20 protein-coding genes and 1 pseudogene are annotated in these 22,441 nt (G+C 61.4%); 2 read left to right on the top strand and 19 right to left on the bottom strand.

What is annotated here, in order from left to right; all coding sequences use genetic code 11:
* From OIM99_RS24620 to OIM99_RS24560, 13 genes and pseudogenes are all read right to left on the bottom strand, one after another.
* A pseudogene (locus OIM99_RS24620) lies at positions 1-294 on the bottom strand (histidine kinase); the annotation flags it as partial.
* 50 nt (positions 295-344) lie between these two features.
* Positions 345-3,605: a CusA/CzcA family heavy metal efflux RND transporter gene (locus tag OIM99_RS24615; protein ID WP_311853139.1), complete on the bottom strand. Its 3,261-nt coding sequence runs from the start codon at positions 3,603-3,605 to the stop codon at positions 345-347.
* A gap of 10 nt (positions 3,606-3,615) precedes the next feature.
* Positions 3,616-4,848, bottom strand: a complete 1,233-nt coding sequence (locus OIM99_RS24610) for an efflux RND transporter periplasmic adaptor subunit (RefSeq protein ID WP_311853138.1) — start codon at positions 4,846-4,848, stop codon at positions 3,616-3,618.
* 84 nt (positions 4,849-4,932) lie between these two features.
* Positions 4,933-5,340, bottom strand: a complete 408-nt coding sequence (locus OIM99_RS24605; protein ID WP_311853137.1) for a hypothetical protein — start codon at positions 5,338-5,340, stop codon at positions 4,933-4,935.
* Between the two features lie 9 nt (positions 5,341-5,349).
* Entirely contained in the window at positions 5,350-5,742 is a 393-nt protein-coding gene (locus tag OIM99_RS24600) for a hypothetical protein (protein ID WP_311853136.1), read from the bottom strand.
* Positions 5,743-5,888: 146 nt separating this feature from the next.
* Complete coding sequence (locus OIM99_RS24595) at positions 5,889-6,956, bottom strand: acyltransferase family protein (RefSeq protein ID WP_311853135.1); 1,068 nt, start codon at positions 6,954-6,956, stop codon at positions 5,889-5,891.
* A gap of 219 nt (positions 6,957-7,175) precedes the next feature.
* Complete coding sequence (locus OIM99_RS24590; RefSeq protein ID WP_311853134.1) at positions 7,176-8,354, bottom strand: alpha/beta hydrolase; 1,179 nt, start codon at positions 8,352-8,354, stop codon at positions 7,176-7,178.
* Positions 8,355-8,444: 90 nt separating this feature from the next.
* Entirely contained in the window at positions 8,445-8,975 is a 531-nt protein-coding gene (locus OIM99_RS24585) for a VOC family protein (RefSeq protein ID WP_311853133.1), read from the bottom strand.
* 82 nt (positions 8,976-9,057) lie between these two features.
* Positions 9,058-9,780 carry an ABC transporter ATP-binding protein gene (locus OIM99_RS24580; protein WP_311853132.1) on the bottom strand — a complete coding sequence of 241 codons (723 nt, stop codon included), beginning with the start codon at positions 9,778-9,780 and terminating at the stop codon, positions 9,058-9,060.
* Positions 9,773-10,573, bottom strand: a complete 801-nt coding sequence (locus OIM99_RS24575) for an ABC transporter ATP-binding protein (protein ID WP_311853131.1) — start codon at positions 10,571-10,573, stop codon at positions 9,773-9,775. Before OIM99_RS24575 ends, OIM99_RS24580 begins: the two co-directional genes overlap by 8 nt.
* Positions 10,570-11,511 carry a branched-chain amino acid ABC transporter permease gene (locus OIM99_RS24570; RefSeq protein WP_311853130.1) on the bottom strand — a complete coding sequence of 314 codons (942 nt, stop codon included), beginning with the start codon at positions 11,509-11,511 and terminating at the stop codon, positions 10,570-10,572. Before OIM99_RS24570 ends, OIM99_RS24575 begins: the two co-directional genes overlap by 4 nt.
* Entirely contained in the window at positions 11,508-12,404 is an 897-nt protein-coding gene (locus OIM99_RS24565) for a branched-chain amino acid ABC transporter permease (protein WP_311853129.1), read from the bottom strand. The genes OIM99_RS24570 and OIM99_RS24565 overlap by 4 nt, the downstream gene beginning before the upstream one ends.
* A gap of 36 nt (positions 12,405-12,440) precedes the next feature.
* Positions 12,441-13,604: an ABC transporter substrate-binding protein gene (locus OIM99_RS24560; protein WP_311853128.1), complete on the bottom strand. Its 1,164-nt coding sequence runs from the start codon at positions 13,602-13,604 to the stop codon at positions 12,441-12,443.
* 128 nt (positions 13,605-13,732) lie between these two features.
* On the opposite strand from OIM99_RS24560, the gene OIM99_RS24555 reads away from it, so the two are divergent.
* Together OIM99_RS24555 and OIM99_RS24550 are read left to right on the top strand one after the other, a co-directional pair.
* Positions 13,733-14,329, top strand: a complete 597-nt coding sequence (locus tag OIM99_RS24555) for a VOC family protein (RefSeq protein WP_311853127.1) — start codon at positions 13,733-13,735, stop codon at positions 14,327-14,329.
* 122 nt (positions 14,330-14,451) lie between these two features.
* Positions 14,452-15,099: a TetR/AcrR family transcriptional regulator gene (locus OIM99_RS24550; RefSeq protein WP_311853126.1), complete on the top strand. Its 648-nt coding sequence runs from the start codon at positions 14,452-14,454 to the stop codon at positions 15,097-15,099.
* Here the strand turns inward: OIM99_RS24550 and OIM99_RS24545 are convergent.
* The 6 genes from OIM99_RS24545 to OIM99_RS24520 all read right to left on the bottom strand — a co-directional run bounded on the left by OIM99_RS24545 (position 15,096) and on the right by OIM99_RS24520 (position 22,356).
* On the bottom strand, positions 15,096-15,611 hold the full coding sequence (locus OIM99_RS24545; RefSeq protein ID WP_311853125.1) for a MarR family winged helix-turn-helix transcriptional regulator: 516 nt from the start codon (positions 15,609-15,611) through the stop codon (positions 15,096-15,098). The two genes, OIM99_RS24550 and OIM99_RS24545, sit on opposite strands and share 4 nt — an antisense overlap.
* Before the next feature lie 162 nt (positions 15,612-15,773).
* On the bottom strand, positions 15,774-16,967 hold the full coding sequence (locus tag OIM99_RS24540) for an aromatic ring-hydroxylating dioxygenase subunit alpha (RefSeq protein ID WP_311853124.1): 1,194 nt from the start codon (positions 16,965-16,967) through the stop codon (positions 15,774-15,776).
* Positions 16,968-16,987: 20 nt separating this feature from the next.
* A complete protein-coding gene (locus OIM99_RS24535) occupies positions 16,988-18,103 on the bottom strand; it encodes an ABC transporter ATP-binding protein (RefSeq protein ID WP_311853123.1) in 1,116 nt (371 codons plus the stop codon).
* 7 nt (positions 18,104-18,110) lie between these two features.
* Positions 18,111-19,892: an iron ABC transporter permease gene (locus tag OIM99_RS24530; RefSeq protein ID WP_311853122.1), complete on the bottom strand. Its 1,782-nt coding sequence runs from the start codon at positions 19,890-19,892 to the stop codon at positions 18,111-18,113.
* On the bottom strand, positions 19,892-20,926 hold the full coding sequence (locus OIM99_RS24525) for an ABC transporter substrate-binding protein (protein ID WP_311853121.1): 1,035 nt from the start codon (positions 20,924-20,926) through the stop codon (positions 19,892-19,894). The genes OIM99_RS24530 and OIM99_RS24525 overlap by 1 nt, the downstream gene beginning before the upstream one ends.
* 110 nt (positions 20,927-21,036) lie before the next feature.
* Positions 21,037-22,356 (bottom strand): Rieske 2Fe-2S domain-containing protein, encoded by a 1,320-nt coding sequence (locus tag OIM99_RS24520; RefSeq protein ID WP_311853120.1) that lies wholly within the window; start codon positions 22,354-22,356, stop codon positions 21,037-21,039.
* Between the last annotated feature and the right edge of the window lie 85 nt (positions 22,357-22,441).

Raw genomic sequence — 22,441 nt, 5'->3', positions numbered from 1 at the left:
TTCCAGATCGGGATTGTTGGCGATGCCGGCCTCGATGAGGCTGTTGAGCTGAGGCGAGCCGAAGTGGCGCCACCATTGGGCGGACACATCGGCGCCCCAGACCACACCCGCGGCCGCTCCGGCGCGACCGTCACGGGCCGGGCGTTCATCGGGCAGATAGCGGCTGACATCCGGCGACGGTGGCGTCACGAAGTCCGGTCCCACCGTGCAGGCCGCCAATAGGCCCGATGTGGTCACGACAACCGAGAGACGGCGGCCGAAGGCGAGAGGCCGTTTAAATTTTTGGCGATACACGGTGATGCTCCAAAACAATTGCAGGACTGGCTTGAGGCGCGAGAGCGCGGCTACTGCGCGGCTTGGGCCATGTTCATCTCTGTTTCGGAGGGACGGGGCGGTGTTTCGTCGGTGGGTTTTTCCTTCGCCGTGACCCGGCCAAAGCGGCTGTAGAGCGCTGGCAGCACCAGCAGGGTGAGCAGCGTGGCGCTGATCAGGCCGCCGATGACGACGGTGGCGATCGGCCGTTGCACTTCCGCGCCCGTGCCGGTGGCCAGCGCCATCGGCACGAAGCCAAGCGAGGCGACGAGCGCCGTCATCGCGACGGGGCGCAGGCGCGTCATCGCGCCCTCATAGATCGCTTCGCTGATCGATTTTCCTTCCTCCACCAACTGGCGGATGAAGGTGAGCATGACCAGGCTGTTGAGCACGGCGATGCCCGACAAAGCGATGAAGCCGACGGCGGCGGAAACCGACAGGGGCATGTCGCGCAGCCAGAGCGCGGCGATACCGCCGGTCAACGCCAAGGGTACGGCGCTGAAGACCAGCAGCGCATCGCGCACCGATCGCAAGGCTGAGAACAGCAGGATGAAGATCAGGAAGAAACAGGCTGGTACGACGATCATCAAACGCTGCTGCGCCGCCGCGAGATTTTCGAATTGCCCGCCCCAGGTGACCCAATATCCAGAGGGGACTTGCACCTTCTGTTCGATTTGCGCGCGCGCTTCATGCACGACGGAAGCGATGTCGCGGCCGCGTACGTTGGCGGTGACGACGACGCGGCGCTTGCCATTCTCGCGCGAGATCTGGTTCTGCCCCTCCACCAGCGTGAAGCTGGCGAGCTGTTTCAGCAGGATCGAGCGGCGCGCGCCGTCGGCGCTGACCGGCAGCGGCACCGGCAGGTTTTCCAGTGCGGCAATGTCCTGGCGGGCGCTGTCGGGCAGTCGCACGATGATCGGGAAGCGGCGATCGCCCTCGAAGACGACGCCGGCGCGCTCGCCGCCGATCGCCGAACCGATGACGCCATGGACCGTGCCGAGGCTCAAGCCGACGCGGGCGATCTGCGACTTATCGACATTGATTTCGAGGAAGGGCAGGCCGGCCGCCTGTTCGACGCGCACGTCCTGCGCGCCCGGCACCTGGCGCAGGATCGTCGCGACCTGATTGGCGGTGCGCAGCAGGGTGGTGAAATCGTCGCCGAACACTTTGACGGCGATGTCGCCACGCACACCAGCGAGCAGTTCGTTGAAGCGCATCTGAATCGGCTGCGTGAATTCATAGTTGTTGCCGGGCAGGCGCTCGACCGCTTGTTTGATGCGGGCGACAAGGCTTTCCTTCGGCTCCGATGGATCGGGCCAGTCCGCCTGCGGTTTTAGGATGATGAACGTATCCGACGTGTTGGGCGGCATCGGATCGGCGGCGATCTCGGCCGTACCCGTCTTGGAAAAGACGAAAGCGACCTCGGGGAAGGTGCTCACGGTCTTTTCCACTGCGAGCTGCATGTCCTGCGATTGGGTAAGCGCCGTGCTGGGAATGCGGATCGCATGCATGGCGATGTTTTTTTCGTCGAGCTGCGGAATGAACTCCTGGCCCAGGCGCGACAGCATGAGCATCGCGCCGACGAAGAGAAGCATGGCGGCGATGATGGTGACGCCGGGCTTGGCCAAAGCGCGCATCAGGGCCGGCCGATAGGCGCTCTTGAAGGTGCGCACGATGCGATTGTCTTTTTCCTCGACCGGGCGGCTGAGGAAAATGGCAATGGCGGCAGGAATGAAGGTCAGCGACAGAACGAAAGCCGCAACCAGAGCGATGATGACGGTGAGCGCCATCGGTTCGAACATCTTGCCTTCGACGCCAGTGAAGGTGAGCAGAGGCACATAGACTAGAATGATGATCGCCTGGCCATAGACCGAGGGTTTCACCATTTCGCCGGCCGAGGCGATGACGGTGTCCATTCGTTCCGAGCGTGTCAGTGCTCGACCGAGTTGATGCTGCCGCTCCGCCAGATGGCGCAGGCTGTTTTCGGCGATGATGACCGCACCGTCGACGATCAGGCCGAAGTCGAGCGCGCCGAGGCTCATCAGATTGGCGCTGATTCGGCCCTGCAACATGCCGGTCGCCGTCATCAGCATGGCGATGGGAATGACCAGAGCGGTGATGAAGGCAGCGCGGAAATTGCCGAGCATCAGAAAGAGGACGAGAATGACGAGCAGTGCCCCCTCGCTCAGATTCTTGGCGACAGTTTTCACCGTCGCGTCGACCAGCAGGGTGCGGTTCAAAACCGTCTGGATTTCGATGCCTGACGGCAGGCCGGTGCGGATTTCGTTGACCTTCTTATCGACGGCGGCGGAGACCGTGCGGCTGTTGCCGCCGATCAGCATCAGTGCCGTGCCGACGACCACTTCCTTGCCGTTTTCGCTGGCGCTGCCGGTGCGCAATTCGCGGCCGATGGAGACATCGGCAACGTCTCGCACGCGTACGGGCACGCCCTTGCGGGTGCTGATCACCACGTCGCGAATGTCGTCCATGGTTTCGAGACGGCCGCCGCTGCGCACCACATAGCCTTCACCATTGCGTTCGATATAGCCGGCGCCACGGCTGGCATTATTGGCCTGAACGGCTTCGGTGAGATCGCTGAAGGACAGGCCGAAGCTGTTGAGCTTCGCCGGATCGGGCTGAATGTGAAACTGTTTCTCGAAACCGCCGATCGTGTCGACACCGGCGACACCAGGCACATTGCGCAATTGCGGACGGATGACCCAGTCTTGCAAGGTCCGCAAATAAGCGGTTTTTTCCAGTTCCGTTGTCAGGCGCGCGCCTTCGGGCGTGAGATAGCTGCCGTCGCTTTGAAAGCCGGTGCTGCCGTTGCGGATTTCGTCGGGCTTCACGTCCTTGTAGTGGACGGTCCACATATAGATTTCGCCGAGGCCGGTGGAGATCGGTCCGACGCGCACTTCCGTGCCGACTGGCAAAGTCTCCTTGGCTTCCGTCAGGCGTTCGCCGATCTGCTGCCGGGCGAAATAGATGTCGGTCTTCTCAGAAAAAACGGCGGTGACCTGGGCGAAGCCGTTGCGCGAGAGCGAGCGGGTATATTCGAGGCCCGGAATCCCGGCGAACGCGGTTTCGATCGGGAACGTGACCTGCCGCTCCATATCGATGGGCGACAGCGCTGGCGCAACGGCGTTCACCTGCACCTGATTGTTGGTGATGTCGGGCACGGCATCGATCGGCAGGCGCGACAAGGACCAGGCGCCGAAGGCGCAGGCCAGAAACGTCAGCAGCAGGATGAGCCAACGCTGATGAACGGAAAAAGCGATAATACGGTTGATCATGACAGGTCCATCAATGCGCGTGTTCGGCTTCGGACTTGCCGAGATCCGCCTTGAGGGTGAAGGTGTTGCGCGTGGCGATTTCCTCGCCCGGATCGAGACCGAAGACGATCTGGCTGTTCTCGTCGTCGCTCTCGCCGATGGCGATTTCGCGCTTGGCGAATCCTTCCTTGGTGCGCACAAACACCACCTGTTCACTGCCGATGGTCTGCAAGGCCGACTTGGGCACTTTCAAATCCACCGGCTTGGCGTCGATGACGACCTTGGCGGTGAGATAAGTGCCGGGGCGGAGTTTCGCCTTGGCGTTGTCGAAAGCGGCGATCACTCGCGCCGAACGGGTTTCCTGATTGAGCATGGGGCTGACGAAGACGATCTGGCCTTCGATCGGTCCGGCATCCGTCGTGGCGACGACTTTATCGCCTTCATGGATATGGGTCAGATCCGCCGTCGGCACCGAGAGATCGGCCCAGACGCTGGAGAGATCGGCAATGACGTAGAGCTCCTTTTCCTGGCCCTCGCCGTTGACCGGCGCGCCGACGTCGACGCGCCTTTCTATGATGCGACCATCCATCGGCGCGCGAATCTCCTTGCGGCGCAGGCCTTCGACTGGCTGCTTGGGCAGAGCGTTGACCTCATCGGTGGTGAGATCGAGCGCCGCCAGTTTCTGGCGAGCCAGTTCGAGTTGCAGGCGCGCTTCCGTGGTGGTGGCGCGCACCTTGAGGAATTGCTGCTCGGCGCTAATCTTTTGATCGTAGAGGCGCTTCTCGCGCTGGAACAGATCGTTCTGCAGATCGTAGGTGACGTTGGCAGCGAGAAAGGCGCTTTTCGCTTCGGCCACTTCGCGGCTGTCGATGATGGCGATGATTTCGCCCTTGCGCACGGTGTCGCCGAGCTTCTTGCGCATTTCCGCGACCGTGCCGACGACCTTGGCGGCGACGCGGGCGATCTTGTCGGGATCGGGCGTGACGACGGCTGGCGCAGTCAGGCGGCGATACAATTCGCCTTTTGCCACGGCCGCGACAGCGAATTGGCCAGCCTCGACCTGAGCATCGCTCATGACGATCTCGCCCTCCTTGTCTTCGTGGCCGTGTTCTTCCGGCTTCGGCGTCTGGGCCTGAGCCGGTCCGTCGGACATGATGCCGATCGTCGTCAGCGCCGCGCGCAGCGGTTCGATTTTCGGCGCGATGAAGGCGCCCATGAGAATGCCGGCGAGCAAAGTCGCGGCCAGAACGGTATTGCGTGTCATGATCAGTCCCGAGAGCCCAGCCGGCATCACGCCGGTTGCAAGGCGAGAAATCGCTGCGAGTGGAGACCACTCGAACGGAGGCGATCAGGCTCTGGGGGGTTCGGGCAGGGGCGGCGGATCGCGCGATGCGAGGGGCGATGCCGTCAAAGCGAAACGAAGGCCGGAAACGCTGGGCGCGTCAGGCGAAACCTCTGCCGACTGAAAGGCATAGGTGGTGTGGCAGCCGCAATGGGCGTGGATGTGAACGGCGCCGGAGGTGCCATCTTGGTCCTGATCCGTATCGGAAGCCGCATGGATCTTTTGATCGACCGATGCGTGAGCCATCTGATGTTGGAACGAGGCGATGCCTGCATCGTGCTCGAACGTGACGTTCAAGGGTTGTGCGGTGTTGAGCGTGAAGATCAGAGACACGGCCAGAACCAAAGCGAAAACCAACCGCAGCCCGTAGGGCGCGGAAGCCAGTCGCAGTTGATCGAGGCGGAACATGCTCATGTGATCCGATTAACGCTTGATATCGGTATTATACCGGCCTTTACCGATTTCGCCATCCTGGCCCTTCAGCGTCACAGTGGCGCGGAGGCGGCCGTCAACAACGAAGTCGAACTTACCTGCCAGACGATTGTCACCAGAAGGTGTCAATTCCACGGTCTTCTGTTCATTGCCCTTGGCGAGCACGACGGCGGAGGCGCTGTAAGACGCCGCATTGACCTTCATGTCCTTGGCATCAGTGAGAAAAAGACTGATCTCTCCAGTGCGTGCCACCAGTTCGGCTTCGAGCTTGCCGATGTTGACGATCTGGCCTCCATTGGGCGCGCTATGCGAATGGCCTTGCGCGAAAGCCGGATAAGACAAGGCGACGAGCGCCGTGGCGAGAAGGGTTCGTCGTAATAACATAACGTATGGCTCCTCTGTTGCATCAGCCTGTTCATGTAACGCTATTGCATCACATGCAGCGCGAAGGCTGTGACAGGCCGCACAGGGAGGTAGCGATTTGCCATTAAGCCGCAAGGGCAGATGTTACGGACGTAGAATTTCTGTGCCTATGCGATGCGTGCCCATCGCGGCCGTGTGTAGAGGAAGGCCAGCGGCGTATTCTTCACGGCGATGTCGAGCGCGATCGGTATCGCGACCGCGATTGCGAGAACGATGAGCGAAGCAATATCGACATTGCTCACGCCCGCTTTGAGGAGCGCGATGCGCGTCGCCGCCATCGGCAGAACGAAGGTCAGATAGATCGCCAGTGAATGCGAGCCGATGCGGCGGAATAGGCCGAGGGGCTCATATTTGGCAAGCAGGACTGAGATTGTGACGACGGCCATGGCGCCGGCCAAGCCGAGGATGAAACCAAGGCCCGGCAGGCTGCTATAGCCGGCTTTCCAGATCGCACCATGCACGAGAGCCCAAGCCACGAGCGCTGCGAGCGCTGGCAAGGGTTGAGCCGCGATGCGCGAAGCCCATTGCAGGATGCGCGGGCCGGCTTTCGCGCCGATGTAGAAGTAGACGAAGAACAGGCAGAAGGCGTTGATCGCCGTCCAGCGGGTCAAGGTCGAACTCAGGCCATAGTCGCTGGGATCGAGATGAAAAGCAGCGAGGAGATGCAGCGCCAGGCCGCCGATGAGGACGAGCCAGACGGGCCAAGTCCAGACGAGACGCAGCGCTATGAAGAGCAGCGGCAACAGGTGAATGAACCACAAGGTGCTGAACGGCTCGATGAAGCCCCAGAGATATTCGCTGAGGAAGCTCTGCGGATCGGTGAGGCCCATGCCGCGGGCTTTGACGAGCAGGATGATGGCCATCCAGAGCGCCAGGAAATAGCCGAAGTAGACGAGCTTGCGATCGAGGAAGTCGCGCCAGGGACGTCCCATGGCGGCGGTGGCGAACAGGCCCGAGACCAGAAAGAAGTCCGGCATGCGGAAGGGCTTAGCGAAGGAAATCAGGTGATGCAGCCAGCCCGACGTACCGGGAAAGGCTTCGTCTACGCCGGTGACGGTGTGAAGCATGACGACCATGAGAATGCAGATGCCCTTGGCCGTATCGACCCAGGCGAGACGCGCGCTGGCAGGACGGACGAAAGATGCGCTCGCGTCAGAGACAATCTGAGCAGTCATCGTGAGTGTTCCCCGGTGGGAGCCAGCACAAGACGAATCTGACCCATTGATCGCCGCGCCATGTCTTTAGGCGCCTTGTCTTCCGGCGAAGTCAGCGCATTGTCCCACATGGACAGGCATAGGCCGATGCCCCGCCATCGGCAAGGGAAGTTTCGGATTACGATGAACAAGGCCTTTCCGAACCGCTCGCGCTGAAGCAGTTCGGAAAGACTTGAGGCTTCAGGCTTGCAGCAAGGACTTGCGCTGGCTCCAATCGGCGACCGCACCGATACATTGAGCAAGCTCGGCTGGCTGGCCCAGGAAGTAATGGGTGGCGCCCTTGATCTCGACATATTCCTTGTCGGGCGTGGCCAGCGCGGCGCGGATGGCGGGATTATGCGTCGCCGGCACGGCATCGTCGGCTTCGTTGACGATCTGCAAGACGGGTGTCTTGGTGATGCGGGCAGCATTGACCACGCCGCGTGCATTGGTGTTGTCGATCGACCATTGCGACAGCCATGAGCGCAGCGACGTATAGCGGGCGATGCCGGCCGGTGCCGAATTGGCGATACGGGGGTCGCCCAGGAAACACCAGCCCGGTTTACGGCCGTTCGGATCGACCGCCGGATCGAGCCAGCGCACGTCGCAATTGGTGCGATGGACGACAAAGCCGCGTTCCATCTCGCCGTCGTTCTTCTTCTTCAGCTTTTCCAGCATGGCCTGCACGTTGGCGGTGATGCGCCGATTGCGGGCCACTTGGGCGGCACGGAATTTTTTCACGAAGTCGGCGCTGTAGGGTGGCTGTGCCGGACATTGCGCATTGTAGATGTCGAGTTCGAGATCGCGATCGTCGGGATCAAGCTCATTGCGCAGCGACGGATCGAGCCATTCGGTTAAAGTTTCGGCGCGGCTGAGATGGGCCGCGATGAAGATCACGCCATCTGCCGGTTGCAGATTGGCGGTGGTGAGATCGTAAGGATCGCCGGCGGGCGTGTGGGTAATGGTCGGCGCTTCGGCTTGCGCCTGATAGAACAGGGACAGCGAGCCGCCGCCGGACCAGCCGACCAGCACCACCTTGCGATAGCCCAGGACTTCACGGGCATGACGGACATATTGGCCAAGATCGTAGACGACCTTTTCCATGATTAGGGCGCTGTCGTTCTTGGCATAGCGGCTGCCGCAGCACATCACATGCAGGCCTGAGTCGGCGAGTGCGGTGGGCATCGGCAACAGGTTCAACGTCGTGGCCGGATGCATGAACAGGAAGACGGTATCGGAGGGGCGGTTGCGCGGCACGAGCCGCTGTCCCTCCAGCACGGTGATGCCCTGGCTGCCGACGAAACCATAGGTTTCGACCATGCGGACGGTTTCGGCAAAGCTGATGACGATCGGAATCCGGTCCCATTCGATTTTCGTCATTTTAAACCTGGCGTGGTTCATCCTTAAGCGGAGCGGATGGCCGCTTCGCCTGAGGATAGGTGTTAAGGGAGGTGGTCGCTTCCGCGCGCCTCAGGCGGCCGCGGCGGATTGATGCTTCTTCTTCCAGTCGCGCAGCGCTTCATGCGCTTCGCTGCGGTACTGCTGCATCTGCTTGTCGTCGACGACCTGGGTCGTGAATTCGAGGCGGACACCGTTCGGATCGAAGAAATAGATCGAGTGGACGAAGTGATGATCGACTTCGCCGAGCACTTCGATGCCGTGCTTCTGCAGATGGGCCTTCATTGTGCTCAGCGCTTTGTCGTCTGGCACGTTGAACGCGATGTGATTGACCCATTTCGGCGTGTTCGGCGATGGCTCGCCCGCTTTGCCGTCGCCAAGATCGAAGAAGGCGATGCAGGAGCCGTCGGCGAGCTGGAAGAAAAGATGCAGGAAGGGATTGGGATCGCCGGTTGAGGGCGCATCGCCGCTCACCACGTGAACGAGCGGCAGGCCGAGAATGTCTTCGTAGAAATGGCGGGTTTCTTCGGCGTCGCGGCAACGATAAGCGGCGTGATGCAGGCCGAGAACGCTCGGAATGGAAGATGGTGCTGCACCAGACATGTGATCCCTCCGGATGTCCATTGCAAGAATATTAGCACTCTAATCTTTTTTGGGGCGCCGCGCTAGAGCAAATCACGTTTCGTTACGCCTGTTGCGGGCTCGACAGACTGAAATAAAGATCGTGGATGTCGGAGCGTTGCGACAGGCTCGGGCAGTCGCTTTCCAGGACGATATGACCCTTGATCATCACATAGGCCCGTTCCGTTGCCATCAGGGCGATGGGGAGCTTCTGTTCGACCAGGAGAAAGGTCAAGCCGTCGCGACGCAGCAACTGCAATGCGGCGAGGATTTCGTCGATGACTTTCGGGGCGATGCCCAGGAAAGGCTCATCGAGCAGCAACATGTTCGGCTTGCTCATCAGCGCGCGGCCGATGGCCAGCATTTGCTGTTCGCCGCCCGACATGGCGCCGGCGCGCTGGCTTTTGCGTTCGGCGAGGCGCGGAAACAGAGTGTAGACGTAGTCGAAACGTTCTTCGAGCGTCGCGCGGGAACCGAGCTTCATGGCGCCGAGGCGCAGATTTTCGACGACGCTGAAGGGCGAGAAGATCTGCCGGCCTTCGGGCACGAGCGCGAGGCCCTTGGCGACGAGGCCGTGGCTCGGCACGCCGCTGACATCCTCGCCGGCAAAGCGCAGTGTGCCGCGCCGATGCGGCAGCGTGGCTGTCAAGGCCGCCATGAGTGTCGATTTGCCGGCGCCATTGGGGCCGAGCAAGGCCACTGCTTCGCCTTCGCGAATGGTAATCGCAATCTCGCGCAGAATATCGCTCGGGCCATAGCCGCCGCTGAGCGCAACAGCTTCAAGCATGAGCGCCTCCTTGGCTGAGCTGATTGATGGAGCTGCCGAGATAGGCTTCGACGACGGCCGCATTGGCGGCAATCTCCTGTGCCGTGCCTTCGCCGATCTTGCGGCCGAAGTTGAGGACGACGATGCGCTCAGCCAGCGGCATGAGGAAATGCATGTCGTGTTCGATCAAAAGCACCGAAACGCCGTTGGCGGCGATGGTGCGGATGAGCGTGCTGAGCCGCTTCACCTCTGCCGCCGTCAGGCCGGCGGCCGGTTCATCGAGCAGGATGACTCTGGGATCGCCAGCCAGCGCGCGGGCGATTTCCAGCAGCCGACCTTCGCCGAAGGACAGGGTGGTGACATCGGCATCGAGATGATGGCCGAGGCCGACGAAGTCGATCAGTTCGGCGGCGCGGGCGCGGGCTTGCTTCTCTTCCGCCAGCACGTGACTGCGCTGGAGCAGAATATCCACGACCGAGGCGCTGAAGCGCCGATGCGCGCCGACCATGACATTGTCGGTGAGCGACATGCCGGCGAAGGGCATGTTGTGTTGGAAGGTGCGCAACATGCCGAGCGCGGCGATGCGATGGACGGGCAGGCCATCGATCCGCTGGCCGTCGAGTTCGATCTGGCCGGTGGTCGGCGCCAGCATGCCGGTGATGAGATTGAATGTGGTGGTCTTGCCGGCGCCGTTGGGGCCGATGACGGCGAGGATTTCGCCATGGCCGACGTCGAAGCTCAAATCTTCCACAGCGGTGAGGCCGCCGAAGCGTTTGCTCAATCCAGCGACACGGATCAGGGGCGCGCCACTCATGACTGGCCTCGTGGGCGCAGGAGCCCCAGGCTGCGATCGATGAGACCGGCGAGGCCGGCAGGCTGATACAGGATCGCTAGAACGACGAGGATGCCGAAGATCACCAGATAGCCGTGGCCGACGATCGGTTCGAGAAAGAACGGGGCGAGATAGAGCAGAATGGCGCCGACGACGGCGCCGAGCGGCCGGCCCATGCCGCCGACGATGATCATGAACAGCAGTAGAAAGACGTTTTCGAGCCCGAACACCGGTGGGTTGATGACATTGTCCGTATAGGCATAGGCAACGCCGGCGAGCCCCGCCAAAGTGCTGGTCAGCGTGAAGGTGATGACCTTGGTGCGCCGGACATTGATGCCCATGGCGGCGGCGACGGCCGGGTTTTCACGGATGGCGCGGCAGGCGCGGCCGAAGGACGACTTGTCGAGGCGGTTGAGCAGCAGCAAGGTGCCGGCCACCAGCAGGACGAGAACCACCGTGTACCACGGTCCGCGCAATTGCAGGCCGAAGATACTGGGCAAGGAATAGCCGGCGATGCCGCCGGTGCCGCCCGTCAGGTCACCGCCTTCGTTGATCAGCACGGTGAACAATTGCGCGAAGGCGAGGGTGGCGAGCGCCAGATAAAAACCTTCGAGCCGTGTCGAGGGTACAGCGACGATGAAGGCGATGAGCGCACACAGAGCCATGGCGCCGATGAAGGCAACGCCGAAGGGCAGGCCGAGTTTGGTCGAGAGGATGACGACGCCATAGGCGCCGACACCGGCAAAGGCGAAATGCGAGAAGGCGACCTGGCCGGCGGTGCCGAACAGAAAATTGTAGCTCAACGCCAGCGCGATCCAGATGAGCATCTTGCGATAGACATCGGTGGCATAGCCGCCGAGAACGAAGGCGATGGCGCTGGCCGCGACGATGGCGGCGATCCAGACGAGCGTGCGGATCATCTCACCTCGCGGGGCGAGATCAGCCCGGTGGGTCGCAACAGTAGGAAGAGGATCAGCAGGCTGAACGGAAAGGCCAGTGTCAGCCCCGAGGGAATAGGCAGATAGCGGGCACCAAGCTGTTCGGCGAAGGCGAGAATGAGCCCGCCGAGGAGGGCGCCTTCGACGCGGCCGACGCCGCCGATCACCAAAGCGGTGAAGCCTTGAATGGCGAGCGGCAGTCCCATCATGTAATGGGCCGAGGTCAGCGGGCTGATCAGGAGGCCGGCCATGCCGGCGACGGCCGCGCCGGCGGCGAAGGCGAGCGCGGTGACGCGGCCGAGATTGATGCCCATCAGCGCGGCTGCCCGGCGATTGATCGCCACCGCCTCGAAGGCGCGGCCCCAGACGGTGCGTTCAAAGAAATACCAGACACCGGCGAAGATGGTCAGCGTGACGGCGATGATGAAAAACTGCTGCGGGGCACCGGCGAACGGACCGATCTCCAAGCGCCGATAACCGAGCGGTGGCGGCGAGGGAAACGGATCGGCACCGAAGAGCAAAGTCAGCGTCTCGCGGAAGATCACCAACACGCCGAGCAGGGCCAGGATCGGACTGGTGACGGCGGCGCCGCGCTTGACGAGCGGGCGCACCGTCAGGCGTTCCACCGCCCAGCCGAGCAGGCCGAGGACGACGAGCACGATGGCGACGGCGACTGGATAGGGCGCATCGAGACGCGGCCAGAGCAAGGTCGTCAATACGCCGACGCCGACGAAGGCGCCCGTCGCCGCCCATTCGCCGATGGCGAAATTGATGATCGACGTCGGACGCAGCACGATCAGATAGGACAGGGCCATCAGCGCATAGATGCAGCCGGAGGCCGTTGCGCTGACTGTCAGCTCAAGAAAGTCTTCCATCGTTTAGTCCGCGCAGCTCCTGCTCGGTGTGAAGACTTATTTCTGGCCCGCATGGACGACGGGTCCGTGCTGATTGTTCTTGATGACACGCACCACCGCGCCCTGCGGATCGAAGCCAGTGCGCTTGCCATCGCGGAAGCTCCAGCTCGTGCCCTTGGCGCCGATCGCGCCGGTGAAATTCTGGGTCGAGGCGAGGGCTTCGCGGATTTTCTCCTTGTCGAGCGTTCCGGCCTTGGTGATCGCCGCGGCAATGAGGTGAATGCCGTCCCAGCCATAGGCGGGCAGGCTGCTCGGCTCTTCCTTGTATTCCTTGAGGTAGATGTCGTGGAAGACTTTCGCCTCGGGCTTGGTGTCGTCATAGGCGTCGACGAAGACCACGCCGTCCATGAGATCCTTGGCCATGGTGAGATAGGCGGGAATGCTAAGATTGTAGGAGCCGAGGATCGGTTCCTTCATGCCCAATTGCTGATAGGCGCGGAAAAATTGCAGCATTTCGGGGCCGAGAATACCGGCCTGCAGAATGGCGTCGACCTTTTCGGCGCGCACTTTCTGGAGATTGGCGACGGCGGATGTGGCGCCTTGTGGAATGACTTCCTCCAGCGCGACCTGGATGCCGACGCCTTCCAGTCCCTTGCGGAAGGATTCGGCGAAGGACTGCGACAGTGACGAGTTATCGCGGACGATGGCCACTTTCTTGAATCCGCGCGACTTGGTGTAGCTCATCAAAGTGGCGAGCTGGATCGAAGCCAGCGGGCCGGTCTGGAAGAACCACGGATTGTCCAATTGAGTGGTCAGCGTGTCGGCGCTGTTGGCTGGCGTCAGATGCGGCGTCTTGGTTTCGAGCGACACGGTCTGCGCCTGCTGGGTGGCGGGTGAGCCGGTGTTCGACAAGATGGCGACAACGCCATCGTCGACGAGCTTGCGCGCTTTGGCGGCGGACACGTCGGGGCGATTCTGATCGTCTTCGATGATCAGTTGAATTTTCTTGCCGAGGACACCACCCTTTTCATTGATGATCTTGGTGCCAAGCTCGATGCCGCGCGTCACCGGTTCGGCATAGAATTTACCGCTGCCGACGCGATCGGTGATGACGCCGATCTTGATAACGTCTTGGGCCGCAGCGGTTTGGACCAATGGGAGCGAACCGGCCAATAGACCAGCAGCAATGGCCATGACAGATGCAAATCGTGTGCGGATCATGAACGCTCCCCCTCCGTCGTTCGATATCCGCCGGCTAACTGCCGTGCTTGATATCGTCGTGCGCCCTTCCTAATCTGAGAATATGAGGTCTCTAATGATTTGAGTCAACGCAAGCGAGGAGGGAGCCCATGGCCAGCAAGACGCAAGACAACGACGGGCCGTTGATGCGCGGTGTTCATCATCTCGCGCTGTGCACCGATGATATTAAGAAGACGACGGAATTCTATGTGCGCGTGCTTGGCATGCCGTTGATCCATGCGTTGCGCGTGCCCCCTGGGCTCGGCACGGGCGCGGGCAATCGGGGCAATCCGCCGTATGAAAATGTCCGCCATTATTTTTACGACATGGGGAACGACAGCACGCTCGCCTTCTTCGAAATTCCGCAAGGCAAGGAGCCAGCCGCCAATCGTAACGCGATAGGTGCGATGCAGCATTGCGCCTTCGTCGTCACGCCGGAGCGCTTTCGCGACATCGAAGCACGGCTGAAGAAGAACAACGTTCCCTATATCGGGCCGATCCCGCAGTTGCCGGGACTCGACGGCATCTATTTTATCGATCCGAACGGCATTCGGCTGGAGTTTGCCTGCCAGGCGGCCGATGGCAGCGATCCGCATGTCATCGAGTGCTGCGGCCAGTCGAAGGACGAGGCGCTGGAGGAGCTGCGCACCCTGGCGGGCGTCGATACGGCCTGGCTCGAGGAAATGACCAGGGCCATGCCGGGCTGAGCACCGATTTATTCAGCGCGGGGCCGGTTTAGAACAGGTTAGGTTTGAAACGGCGGCCTTTGTGCAATAAACAAGGGCTTGGCTAATATTGGCCGGCCCTGGCCGAACCTGGACAGTTGCACATGCACGATAGGCTTCCCGCACGCGCAAGCCGTCTGACCCGGCGCGATTCGCAGCGCAAATATCGCGCGATCCTGGATGCTGGGATCGATCTGTTTCTCGAAAAGGGCTTTGTCCAAACCACGATGGACGCGGTGGCCGAAAAGGCATCGGTGTCCAAGCGCACGGTCTATGGGCACTTCAACAATAAGGAAGAGCTGTTCTCAGCGGTCGTGCGCGAAATGTGCGGTCAAGGCAAGGTTCTGCCCGAGGAGGTCATCACCACGTCGCACGGCACGCCCGAAGCCGTGTTGACGGAACTGGGCGCCGGCGCTCTGGCGAATTTCTATGCCAAGGACATGATCGCTCTGTTCCAGACCGTGGTAGCTGACTCCAGGCAATTTCCCGAAATCGGCAAATTGTTCTTCGAAGGTCCCGTCACCCGCTCTCACGTGTTGATCGGCAAATATCTGGCCGAGCAGGTAGAGGCCGGCACGATCAAGGTGAAATATCCCGATATCGCCGCACAGCAGTTTCTCGGTCTGTTGAAGACGGATTTGCACATGCGTCTGTTGTTCAGTCAGAAGCCGCGCGTCACCAAAGCGCTGCTACACGACATCGCCGCGCGCACCGCGGAAGTCTTCCTCAATGGTGTTGGTGGCCGAAACTAATCTTCGTCGGGCTCGGCGTTGACCTGTTCGAGCAAGGTCTTGGCGCGCGCACCGATCTTTTCCAATTGCTGGATGAAAACGGCGCGTTCCTTCTCGCTCATATCCGCGAGCAGGAAATCCTCGCGTTCGGCGGAGAGAGTGGCGACCCGCTGCATCATCTCTTCGCCCGCCGGGCTCAAGCGGATGCGCACTTCTTTCGAGGGGCGCTCCTTGAGCAGGAGACCGCGCCGGACGAGGGATGACACTTCGCGGCTGGCGAGCCCCTTGTCGAGACCGAGCCGGTCGGCCAGTTCGCGCAAAGATGTGGCGCCGCTCATGCCAATCGAACCAATGATCGGCCACTCATGGGTGCTCAGGTTGAGCGCACGTGCATAGAGCAGACTGCCGGAACGCCGCAGATTGGTGGCTAAAACCATGATTTTAGCCGCGACGACCTGCTCGCTCTTCGGTGGATTGGACGCGCGCTGCCGATCGGGTGGCGAACCGTTACGGCGTGTTTTGGTGGCTTCCATTCCTGTTTCCAAGATCAAGGGCGCTGTGTTTGCACATCTATAGCAGATGCCAGCGCCCTGTCGAAAAGCGTCAACCTCATTGAAAGCGCGGATTGCTTCGCGCCGTTTGATCTAGATCAAACGGCGCGAGACGCTTGTGACGAAGTTATTCTTGAGAAGTACTTAGGTCTTGAAGAAATTACCGGCGCTGACCTTCATCACCTGCTGGGCTGGATCATAGATGACCCCCAGTGGATCGCCGCCTTCTTCGACGATCTTGATCTGCTGTTTCAGTAGGCGCCGCAGCATGACGATGCCTTTGTCGCTGCCAGCCAGATTTTCTTCCGAATGCAGGCTGATCGGTCCTTGGCCGACCTGGGCCTCCCAATCGCCGGGGAAGCGCTGATGTTCCTCTTCGCTCTTCTCGCTCCACTTCTTGCCCGGCAGGCGCGGCATGCCATTAAAGCCTTCCGGCACACGCATGGCATGGAATAGGCGGAAGTTGGTGTCATCGACCGGAACCACCCAGCCGATGCCCATGGCCGGGCCCGGCGCGAGTTGCACGCTCGGCACGATGCGCACATGCGGAAACAGCGCCAGGGTGACACGGTCCACCTCGCGGCCATCATCGAGCTTGCGATAAGCGGTGTATTGCATGCCCGTCGGTGCATGTTCCCAATGAACTTGCGGCATGACTCCGAATTCAGGCACGAACTGCACGCCGCTGAAGCTGGTGTGCAGGATCGGGATATGGAACGGGTCCATGATGTTTTCCCAATCCTGCAACCAATTGCACGGTACGATTTCGATGGTGTCGTCGCCGCCGGCGCCGAAGCTTGAGCCGGTCACATAAATCTTTTCGCCAGGACTAACCGCTTCGAGCGTATCCCAATGGGGGAGAAGCGGCTGTTTGTCCGGCGGCCCCATATAGGCCCACACCAGGCCATAACGCTCCTGCAACGGATACCAGGGCTGGATGACGCGGTCGCGGCTGCGTCCGCCATCAGCTTCGCAGGGTTGCTCGAGGCAACGGCCTTCCACATCGAACAGCCAGCCGTGGTAGCAGCAACGGATGCCGTTCTCTTCGACCCTGCCGTAGTAGAGCGTGGTGCCGCGATGGGCGCAGCGCGCATGCAGTAGGCCAGGGCGTCCCTGGCGATCGCGGAAGATGACGAGATCCTCGCCGAGCAAACGCAGTTTCTGCGGGATGTCTTTGACCTTTTCCGACAGAGCGACGGGATGCCAATAGCGGCGCATGAATTCGCCGAGCGGCGTGCCGGGGCCGACTTCGGTCATCGTCGCGTCATGGGTGGAGGGCTTGCGGCCATAGCCGGTGGCGCGGGCGCGGTTTGGAGCATCGACAGTTGATAAGCTCATCCTCGTTCTCCCTATATTCGTTAAACCTGACTTCTACGCTCCGGCGCTGGATAGACCGTGCAGCGCGCTGGATTGAGCTCGATCCAGGCATCGGCACCTGTATCGGCCTGGACGGAAGGGTGAAGCATGGAGCGGACAAGCGTATCGCCGACCTTGAGGTGGCATTCGGTCAGGCCGCCCTGGAAGCTCAAACGGGCAATCGAAGCGCGCACCTGATTGTCGTTGTTGCCGGCGGAAAAGCGCAGCGCCGCGTCCTCGGGGCGAAAGACGATCTGGACGCGATCGCCTTTGTTGAGGCCGGCCGGCAGAGAGACGCGCACTGAGCCACGGTCTTCATCGAAAGCGGCGAGGCTGTTGATGCCATCGGCTTCGATGATCGTCGCATCGAGGAAGTTGGCGCCGCCGAGGAAGCCGGCAACGAATTCATTGGCCGGCCGGTTATAGACCGTGCGGGGCGGCCCCATCTGGGCAATCAAACCGTCCGACATCACCGCCACATTGTCGGACATGGCGAGTGCTTCCGACTGATCGTGAGTGACATAGAGCGTGGTGATGGCAACGCGGGCCACCAGTTCCTGTAATTCATAGCGCATCTGTTCGCGTAGCTTGGCGTCGAGATTGGACAGGGGTTCGTCGAGCAGCAGCACTTTTGGATGGCGGACGATGGCGCGGGCAAAGGCGACACGCTGCTGCTGGCCGCCCGACAGCTTGGTGGCGGAGCGGTTGGCGAGCCCGTCCATGCCGACGAGGCGCAGGGCTTCCATGGCACGATCGCGAATCTCGTCGCGGGGCGGACGGGGTTTGCGCACGACGAGCGGATAGGAAACGTTCTCGAGTACGTTCATATGCGGCCAGATGGCGTAGGACTGAAACACCATGCCGACGTCGCGCTTGAAGGCGGGGACGAAAATATCGTTGTCGGGCTGGGCGACGACAGTGCCGCCGATGGTGATGCGTCCGCCTGTCGGCTGTTCGAGGCCAGCGACGCAGCGCAGCGTCGTCGTCTTGCCGCAGCCCGACGGGCCGAGCAAAGTGAAGAACGAGCCGGTCGGCACTTCGAAACTGACGCCCTTGACCGCATGAACGAGGCCGTCGGGTGTGGTGTAAGAGCGTTCGAGACCTTCGACTTTCAGCATGGGAACCTCAATCGCGTCCGTCGCGCGCCAGGACGAAGCGGCGCAGGCCAAAAATAATGGGAATGACGAAGATGACGATCATCGTGCCGACGGCGGCGGCCTGGGTGGTCTTGCCGCCCTGAAACGCCTGCCACATCATCACGCTGAGCACGGTGTTATCAGGCGATTGCAGGATCGTCGGGATCGTAAATTCGCGAAAGCCGATAATGAAGAGCAGGATGAAGCTGGCGACGAGCGAGGGCCGTAGCAGCGGCAGCACGACGCGGCGGATCGTCGTCAGCCACTGGCCGCCGGCGACCGAGGAAGCTTCCTCCAACTCCGCATGGATCTGCATCAAAGCGGCGCGGGTGAGGCGGGTCGAGACGGCCATGCGATAGGAATAGGCGAGCACCAGCGCCAGCACCGTGCCGTAAATGCCTATGGGCATCGACAGATAGAGCAGCATCGAGGCGAGGCCGGCGATGACCGCGGGAATGCCGAGCGACAGGAAGCTGATGAAATCGAGCACCCAGCGTCCCATCAACTGGGTGCGCAGGATCGTCCAGGCGAGGATGACGCCAATCGTCGTGACGATGACGGCGCTGCCACCGGCGACGATGAAGGTATTGCGCGCCGCCAGCCAGAATTTCGGATTGTTGAAGAGATCCGCATAGCCGGCGAAACTGATGGTCGACAGGATGTCGAACGAGGGTAGGCTGTAGCCAAAGAGGCTCGCCCAGACCAGGACGAAGCCCGGCAGTAATGCACCAAACAGGGCGTAAACGCTGATGAAGAGAATGGCCGGCAGGCGCCAGCGGCCGAGCGCAAAGCGCATCGGCCTGAAACCTTTGCCTGTCACCGTGACGAAGCTTTCGGCGCGGCGGATGAAGTGATTGTAGAGCAGGAGCAGGAGAACGCCGCAGATGAGGAAGGGCAGCGCCACGGCGGCGGCGCGGCCATAGGCCGGCAGATCGGTGTCAGGATTGAGCTCGAAGAAAATGCGCGTGCTGAAGACATTGATGCGTGCCGGAAAGCCGATGACCAAAGGCGTCTCGAACTGCTCCAACGTGATCAATGTGGCCAGGATCAGCGGCGCCAGCAGGCCGGGCAGCAGCACCGGTAGGGTGACGCGGCGGATGGTGGTGAAGGGGCTGGCGCCAGCGGTATTGCTCGCCTCCTCGAGCGAGGGATTCATCGAGCGCAGCGCTGCCGACAGCAGCAAGAAGACGAAGGGCACGAGGCCGATGCCTTGGGCGAGGATCATGCCGCCCATGCTGAAAATGTTCAGTGGGCCAGAGCCTTCAAGGCCAAGAAGCGTGCGCAGGATGACGTTGATCCAGCCGGTGTTAGGAGCCAGCAGGAAGATCCAGGTGATGGACAGAACGATGCCCGGCACGAGCAGGGGAAACAGAATGATCGTATAGACGCCGTTGCGAAACGGCAGATCGGTGCGTTCCACCAGCCAGGCGAGGGTGAAGGCGATCAAGAACGTCACCGTCACTGAACCGGCGGTGAAGATCAGCGTATTGGGAATGATCGTCGTATAGAGATTGCGGTCGAAATAGACGGCGGCGAGGTTGTCCAAGGTCCAGCCGGCACCGTCCTCGAAGGGCAGAAAGTCCTGCGGGCCACGAAAGGCCGTCGTCAGCAGCATCAGCAGCGGGCCGAGGATGAAATAGCAGGCGGCGGCCGCGCCCAGCGCGATCGCCGTCCAGCCGGCCCAACCGATATCGGCCCGCTTTTCCGCCTTGGCGGCTCGTTTGATACGGGCGCGTTGCACCGCGCCCGAGGGCAAACTGATCTGGCTCATCAGGGTCCGCGAATGATGCTGGAGAATTTTTTGTAATAGTCGGCGCGCTGATCCATGGTGGCGAGGTCTTCGAGAATGACCTTCGCCTTGGACTGCACGACCTGTTGGGCGAGGGGCGATTTCGAGCCCGGCCGGATGCTGGCGCCATAGACGGCTTTTTCGCGCGCGGCCATGCCTTCATCGGATGCCATCCAAGCAATCAAGAGCCGCGCGGCATTGGGATGTGGCGCGTTCTTCATCGCCGAGAACATGAATTGCACGGCCGGCACGATGTCGAGAACGGTGTAGCCGGTCGGCACGCCATTCTCCGTATATTGGAAGGACTGGCTGACTGCATCGCCGATGGAGAGAACGCGCTCGCCGGTCTTGAGAAAGCTTTCGCGCGGCGCGTTGGTGATCAGCAGTTTCTGATCGTTCATCATGGCGCGCCCCCATTTGGCGGTGCGCTCCTCGCCCCAGGCGATGGCCAGGAAGCCCATCAGGCGGGGGAACAGAAAGTCCTGCGCCACCATCTTGCCGCGCCATTTGGGATCGAGCAGATCGTCCCAGGTCTTCGGCAGATCTTCCTGTTTGATGAGGTTGCGAGCATAAAGGGTCGAATAGACGAAGTTGTGCGCGGCGACGCCGTCGCCCTCGAACAGGATATTGCCCGGTGGAATGCCGAATGGCTGCCAATCGACCTTGGCGAACAGATTGCGCTTCTGCACTTCGAGCATGCCGCCGAGCGAATTCTGCCAGACGTCGACGGAGTGGCGGTTGGCGCGGGCCTCGGCGATAATCTTGGTGGCGGCCTGCAAATCGCCGGTGCCTTTCACCGTGATGCCGGGAAAGCGCTTGTTGAACTCCGTGCCGATCCAGTCGGCCTCCGCCTGAACCGGGGTCCAAACGTTGACTTCCTTTTCTTCCTTGGCTTTCTCATAGGCCGCCTTGACGGCGGGAAGGTCGTACCAGGCGGTCTGGGCTCTGACGATATTTGACGACAGGCCGAAAACCGCCGCGACAGCCAATGCTACCGTGCCGTAATGCCGGATCATCCCTTCCTCCCTGCTTTATCCCCTCTTTGCCGGTTCACCGGCAAAGTCTGCGATGGGCGCGTTGACCGCGCTTTTGGATGTTCATGCGGCCGCGCGTCAGGCGCGGCAGGTTATTCGGCGGCGATGCGCAAGGTGCCCGTCGGGTTTTTCGAAGCGCGCATTTCGTCGGAATAGGCTTGCAGCCAGCCGATCGTATTGGCGCTGACGAAATCGCCACCACGGGCGCCCTGGAAGGTTTCTGGATTGTCGACGCCAGGGGGCGCGATGCCTTCGGCGGCCGCGCGGGTCGCTTGCAGAATGCGCCGCCGCGTGCGGGTGATCATCAGATCGCTCACGGCCAGATGTTCGAACGTGTGATCGACGATGCCGCCCATACTCTCGGTCAGCGCCTGATCCTGCAAATGGATGCCGTCGATGCCGGAATAATTATCGAGCTGCTGGGCGTCGCGGTCGATCATGTAATCGTTGGACGTGTTGGCGGCGAGCCGCCAGCGACCAAGCCAGCTCGTATCGTTGGGCAGAAATTTATTGCCGATGGTGGCACCGGGGATCTGGCTGCCATCCTTCAATTTGCGCAAGCCTGGCGTGTTCTTCTTCCACGACACATGGAAGAACATGGTGTGGGTGTCGTCCATCGGCACCCAAGCGCGAGCGATGACGTGATCGGTGAAGGCGCCGTCCGGCGGGATCGTCCAGAACGGGAACATGAAATGCGCCACGCGCCAATAGGTCGATTGTTCTTCGGCCGGGCGATAGGCGGCATACATCGTGCCCCAATCGGTATCGGCGACATGATATTCCGGCGCCGGATTGATCAGCGCGTAGCGGCCGGTGCTGGTGGGATCGACCTTATCGGGCGTCATCGCGCCCATGTGCAGGAAGCTGAAGTGCGACGTATCGATGTCACCTTCGAGGCCCTGCAGCCAGTTGCATTCGCGCTGCACGCAGAACTGATTGCGTTCGGCTTCGTCGGCGATCATCACCGCTTCGAAACAGGGCAGCGGCGGCGGTTCGGCGCGCTGGCCCATATAGGCCCAGACGATGCCGTAGCGCTCGGTCGCGCGATAGGCCTTGGCCTTTACGCGTTCAGGAAAGGCCTGGTGCGCAGGCACATTCGGCTGATCGAGGCAATTGCCGTCGACGTCGAATTTCCAGCCGTGATAGGTGCACCGCAGACCCTTTTCCTCGTTGCGGCCGAAAAACAGCGAAGCGCAGCGATGCGGGCAGCGATGATCGAGGATGCCGATGCGGCCGTCGCTGTCGCGAAAGGCGATCAGCTTTTCGCCGAGCAGCATCAGGCGCGTGGGTGGTGCGTCAGCCTTGAGTTCGGAGGAAAGCAGAGCGGGGATCCAATATTCCCGCATCATGTTTCCCATCGGGGTTCCGGGACCAACACGTGTCAGCAGTTCGCTCTCACTGGCTGTGGTCATTGTCCTCTCCCACCTTCTTTTTTCCTGCGTTCTTGTTGGCGGGCTCTTACTGGCCCTTGAGCATGATCTCACTCCCTATAATTGA

Origin of the sequence: Methylocella sp. CPCC 101449, assembly GCF_031921685.1 — a bacterium.
Taxonomy (GTDB): domain Bacteria; phylum Pseudomonadota; class Alphaproteobacteria; order Rhizobiales; family Beijerinckiaceae; genus Terripilifer.
This window is presented reverse-complemented; position numbering and strand designations above follow the sequence as displayed.

Bases quoted from the DNA above. Each gene is read 5' to 3' on its own strand.
- OIM99_RS24580 (WP_311853132.1), bottom strand. From the start codon at position 9,780: ATGCTTGAAGCTGTTGCGCTCAGCGGCGGCTATGGCCCGAGCGATATT.
- OIM99_RS24525 (WP_311853121.1), bottom strand. From the start codon at position 20,926: ATGATCCGGCATTACGGCACGGTAGCATTGGCTGTCGCGGCGGTTTTC.
- OIM99_RS24590 (WP_311853134.1), bottom strand. From the start codon at position 8,354: ATGACGAAAATCGAATGGGACCGGATTCCGATCGTCATCAGCTTTGCC.
- OIM99_RS24535 (WP_311853123.1), bottom strand. From the start codon at position 18,103: ATGCTGAAAGTCGAAGGTCTCGAACGCTCTTACACCACACCCGACGGC.
- OIM99_RS24615 (WP_311853139.1), bottom strand. From the start codon at position 3,605: ATGATCAACCGTATTATCGCTTTTTCCGTTCATCAGCGTTGGCTCATC.
- OIM99_RS24610 (WP_311853138.1), bottom strand. From the start codon at position 4,848: ATGACACGCAATACCGTTCTGGCCGCGACTTTGCTCGCCGGCATTCTC.
- OIM99_RS24545 (WP_311853125.1), bottom strand. From the start codon at position 15,611: ATGGAAGCCACCAAAACACGCCGTAACGGTTCGCCACCCGATCGGCAG.
- OIM99_RS24550 (WP_311853126.1), top strand. From the start codon at position 14,452: ATGCACGATAGGCTTCCCGCACGCGCAAGCCGTCTGACCCGGCGCGAT.
- OIM99_RS24575 (WP_311853131.1), bottom strand. From the start codon at position 10,573: ATGAGTGGCGCGCCCCTGATCCGTGTCGCTGGATTGAGCAAACGCTTC.
- OIM99_RS24565 (WP_311853129.1), bottom strand. From the start codon at position 12,404: ATGGAAGACTTTCTTGAGCTGACAGTCAGCGCAACGGCCTCCGGCTGC.
- OIM99_RS24585 (WP_311853133.1), bottom strand. From the start codon at position 8,975: ATGTCTGGTGCAGCACCATCTTCCATTCCGAGCGTTCTCGGCCTGCAT.
- OIM99_RS24520 (WP_311853120.1), bottom strand. From the start codon at position 22,356: ATGACCACAGCCAGTGAGAGCGAACTGCTGACACGTGTTGGTCCCGGA.
- OIM99_RS24605 (WP_311853137.1), bottom strand. From the start codon at position 5,340: ATGAGCATGTTCCGCCTCGATCAACTGCGACTGGCTTCCGCGCCCTAC.
- OIM99_RS24555 (WP_311853127.1), top strand. From the start codon at position 13,733: ATGGCCAGCAAGACGCAAGACAACGACGGGCCGTTGATGCGCGGTGTT.
- OIM99_RS24595 (WP_311853135.1), bottom strand. From the start codon at position 6,956: ATGACTGCTCAGATTGTCTCTGACGCGAGCGCATCTTTCGTCCGTCCT.
- OIM99_RS24530 (WP_311853122.1), bottom strand. From the start codon at position 19,892: ATGAGCCAGATCAGTTTGCCCTCGGGCGCGGTGCAACGCGCCCGTATC.
- OIM99_RS24600 (WP_311853136.1), bottom strand. From the start codon at position 5,742: ATGTTATTACGACGAACCCTTCTCGCCACGGCGCTCGTCGCCTTGTCT.
- OIM99_RS24560 (WP_311853128.1), bottom strand. From the start codon at position 13,604: ATGATCCGCACACGATTTGCATCTGTCATGGCCATTGCTGCTGGTCTA.
- OIM99_RS24570 (WP_311853130.1), bottom strand. From the start codon at position 11,511: ATGATCCGCACGCTCGTCTGGATCGCCGCCATCGTCGCGGCCAGCGCC.
- OIM99_RS24540 (WP_311853124.1), bottom strand. From the start codon at position 16,967: ATGAGCTTATCAACTGTCGATGCTCCAAACCGCGCCCGCGCCACCGGC.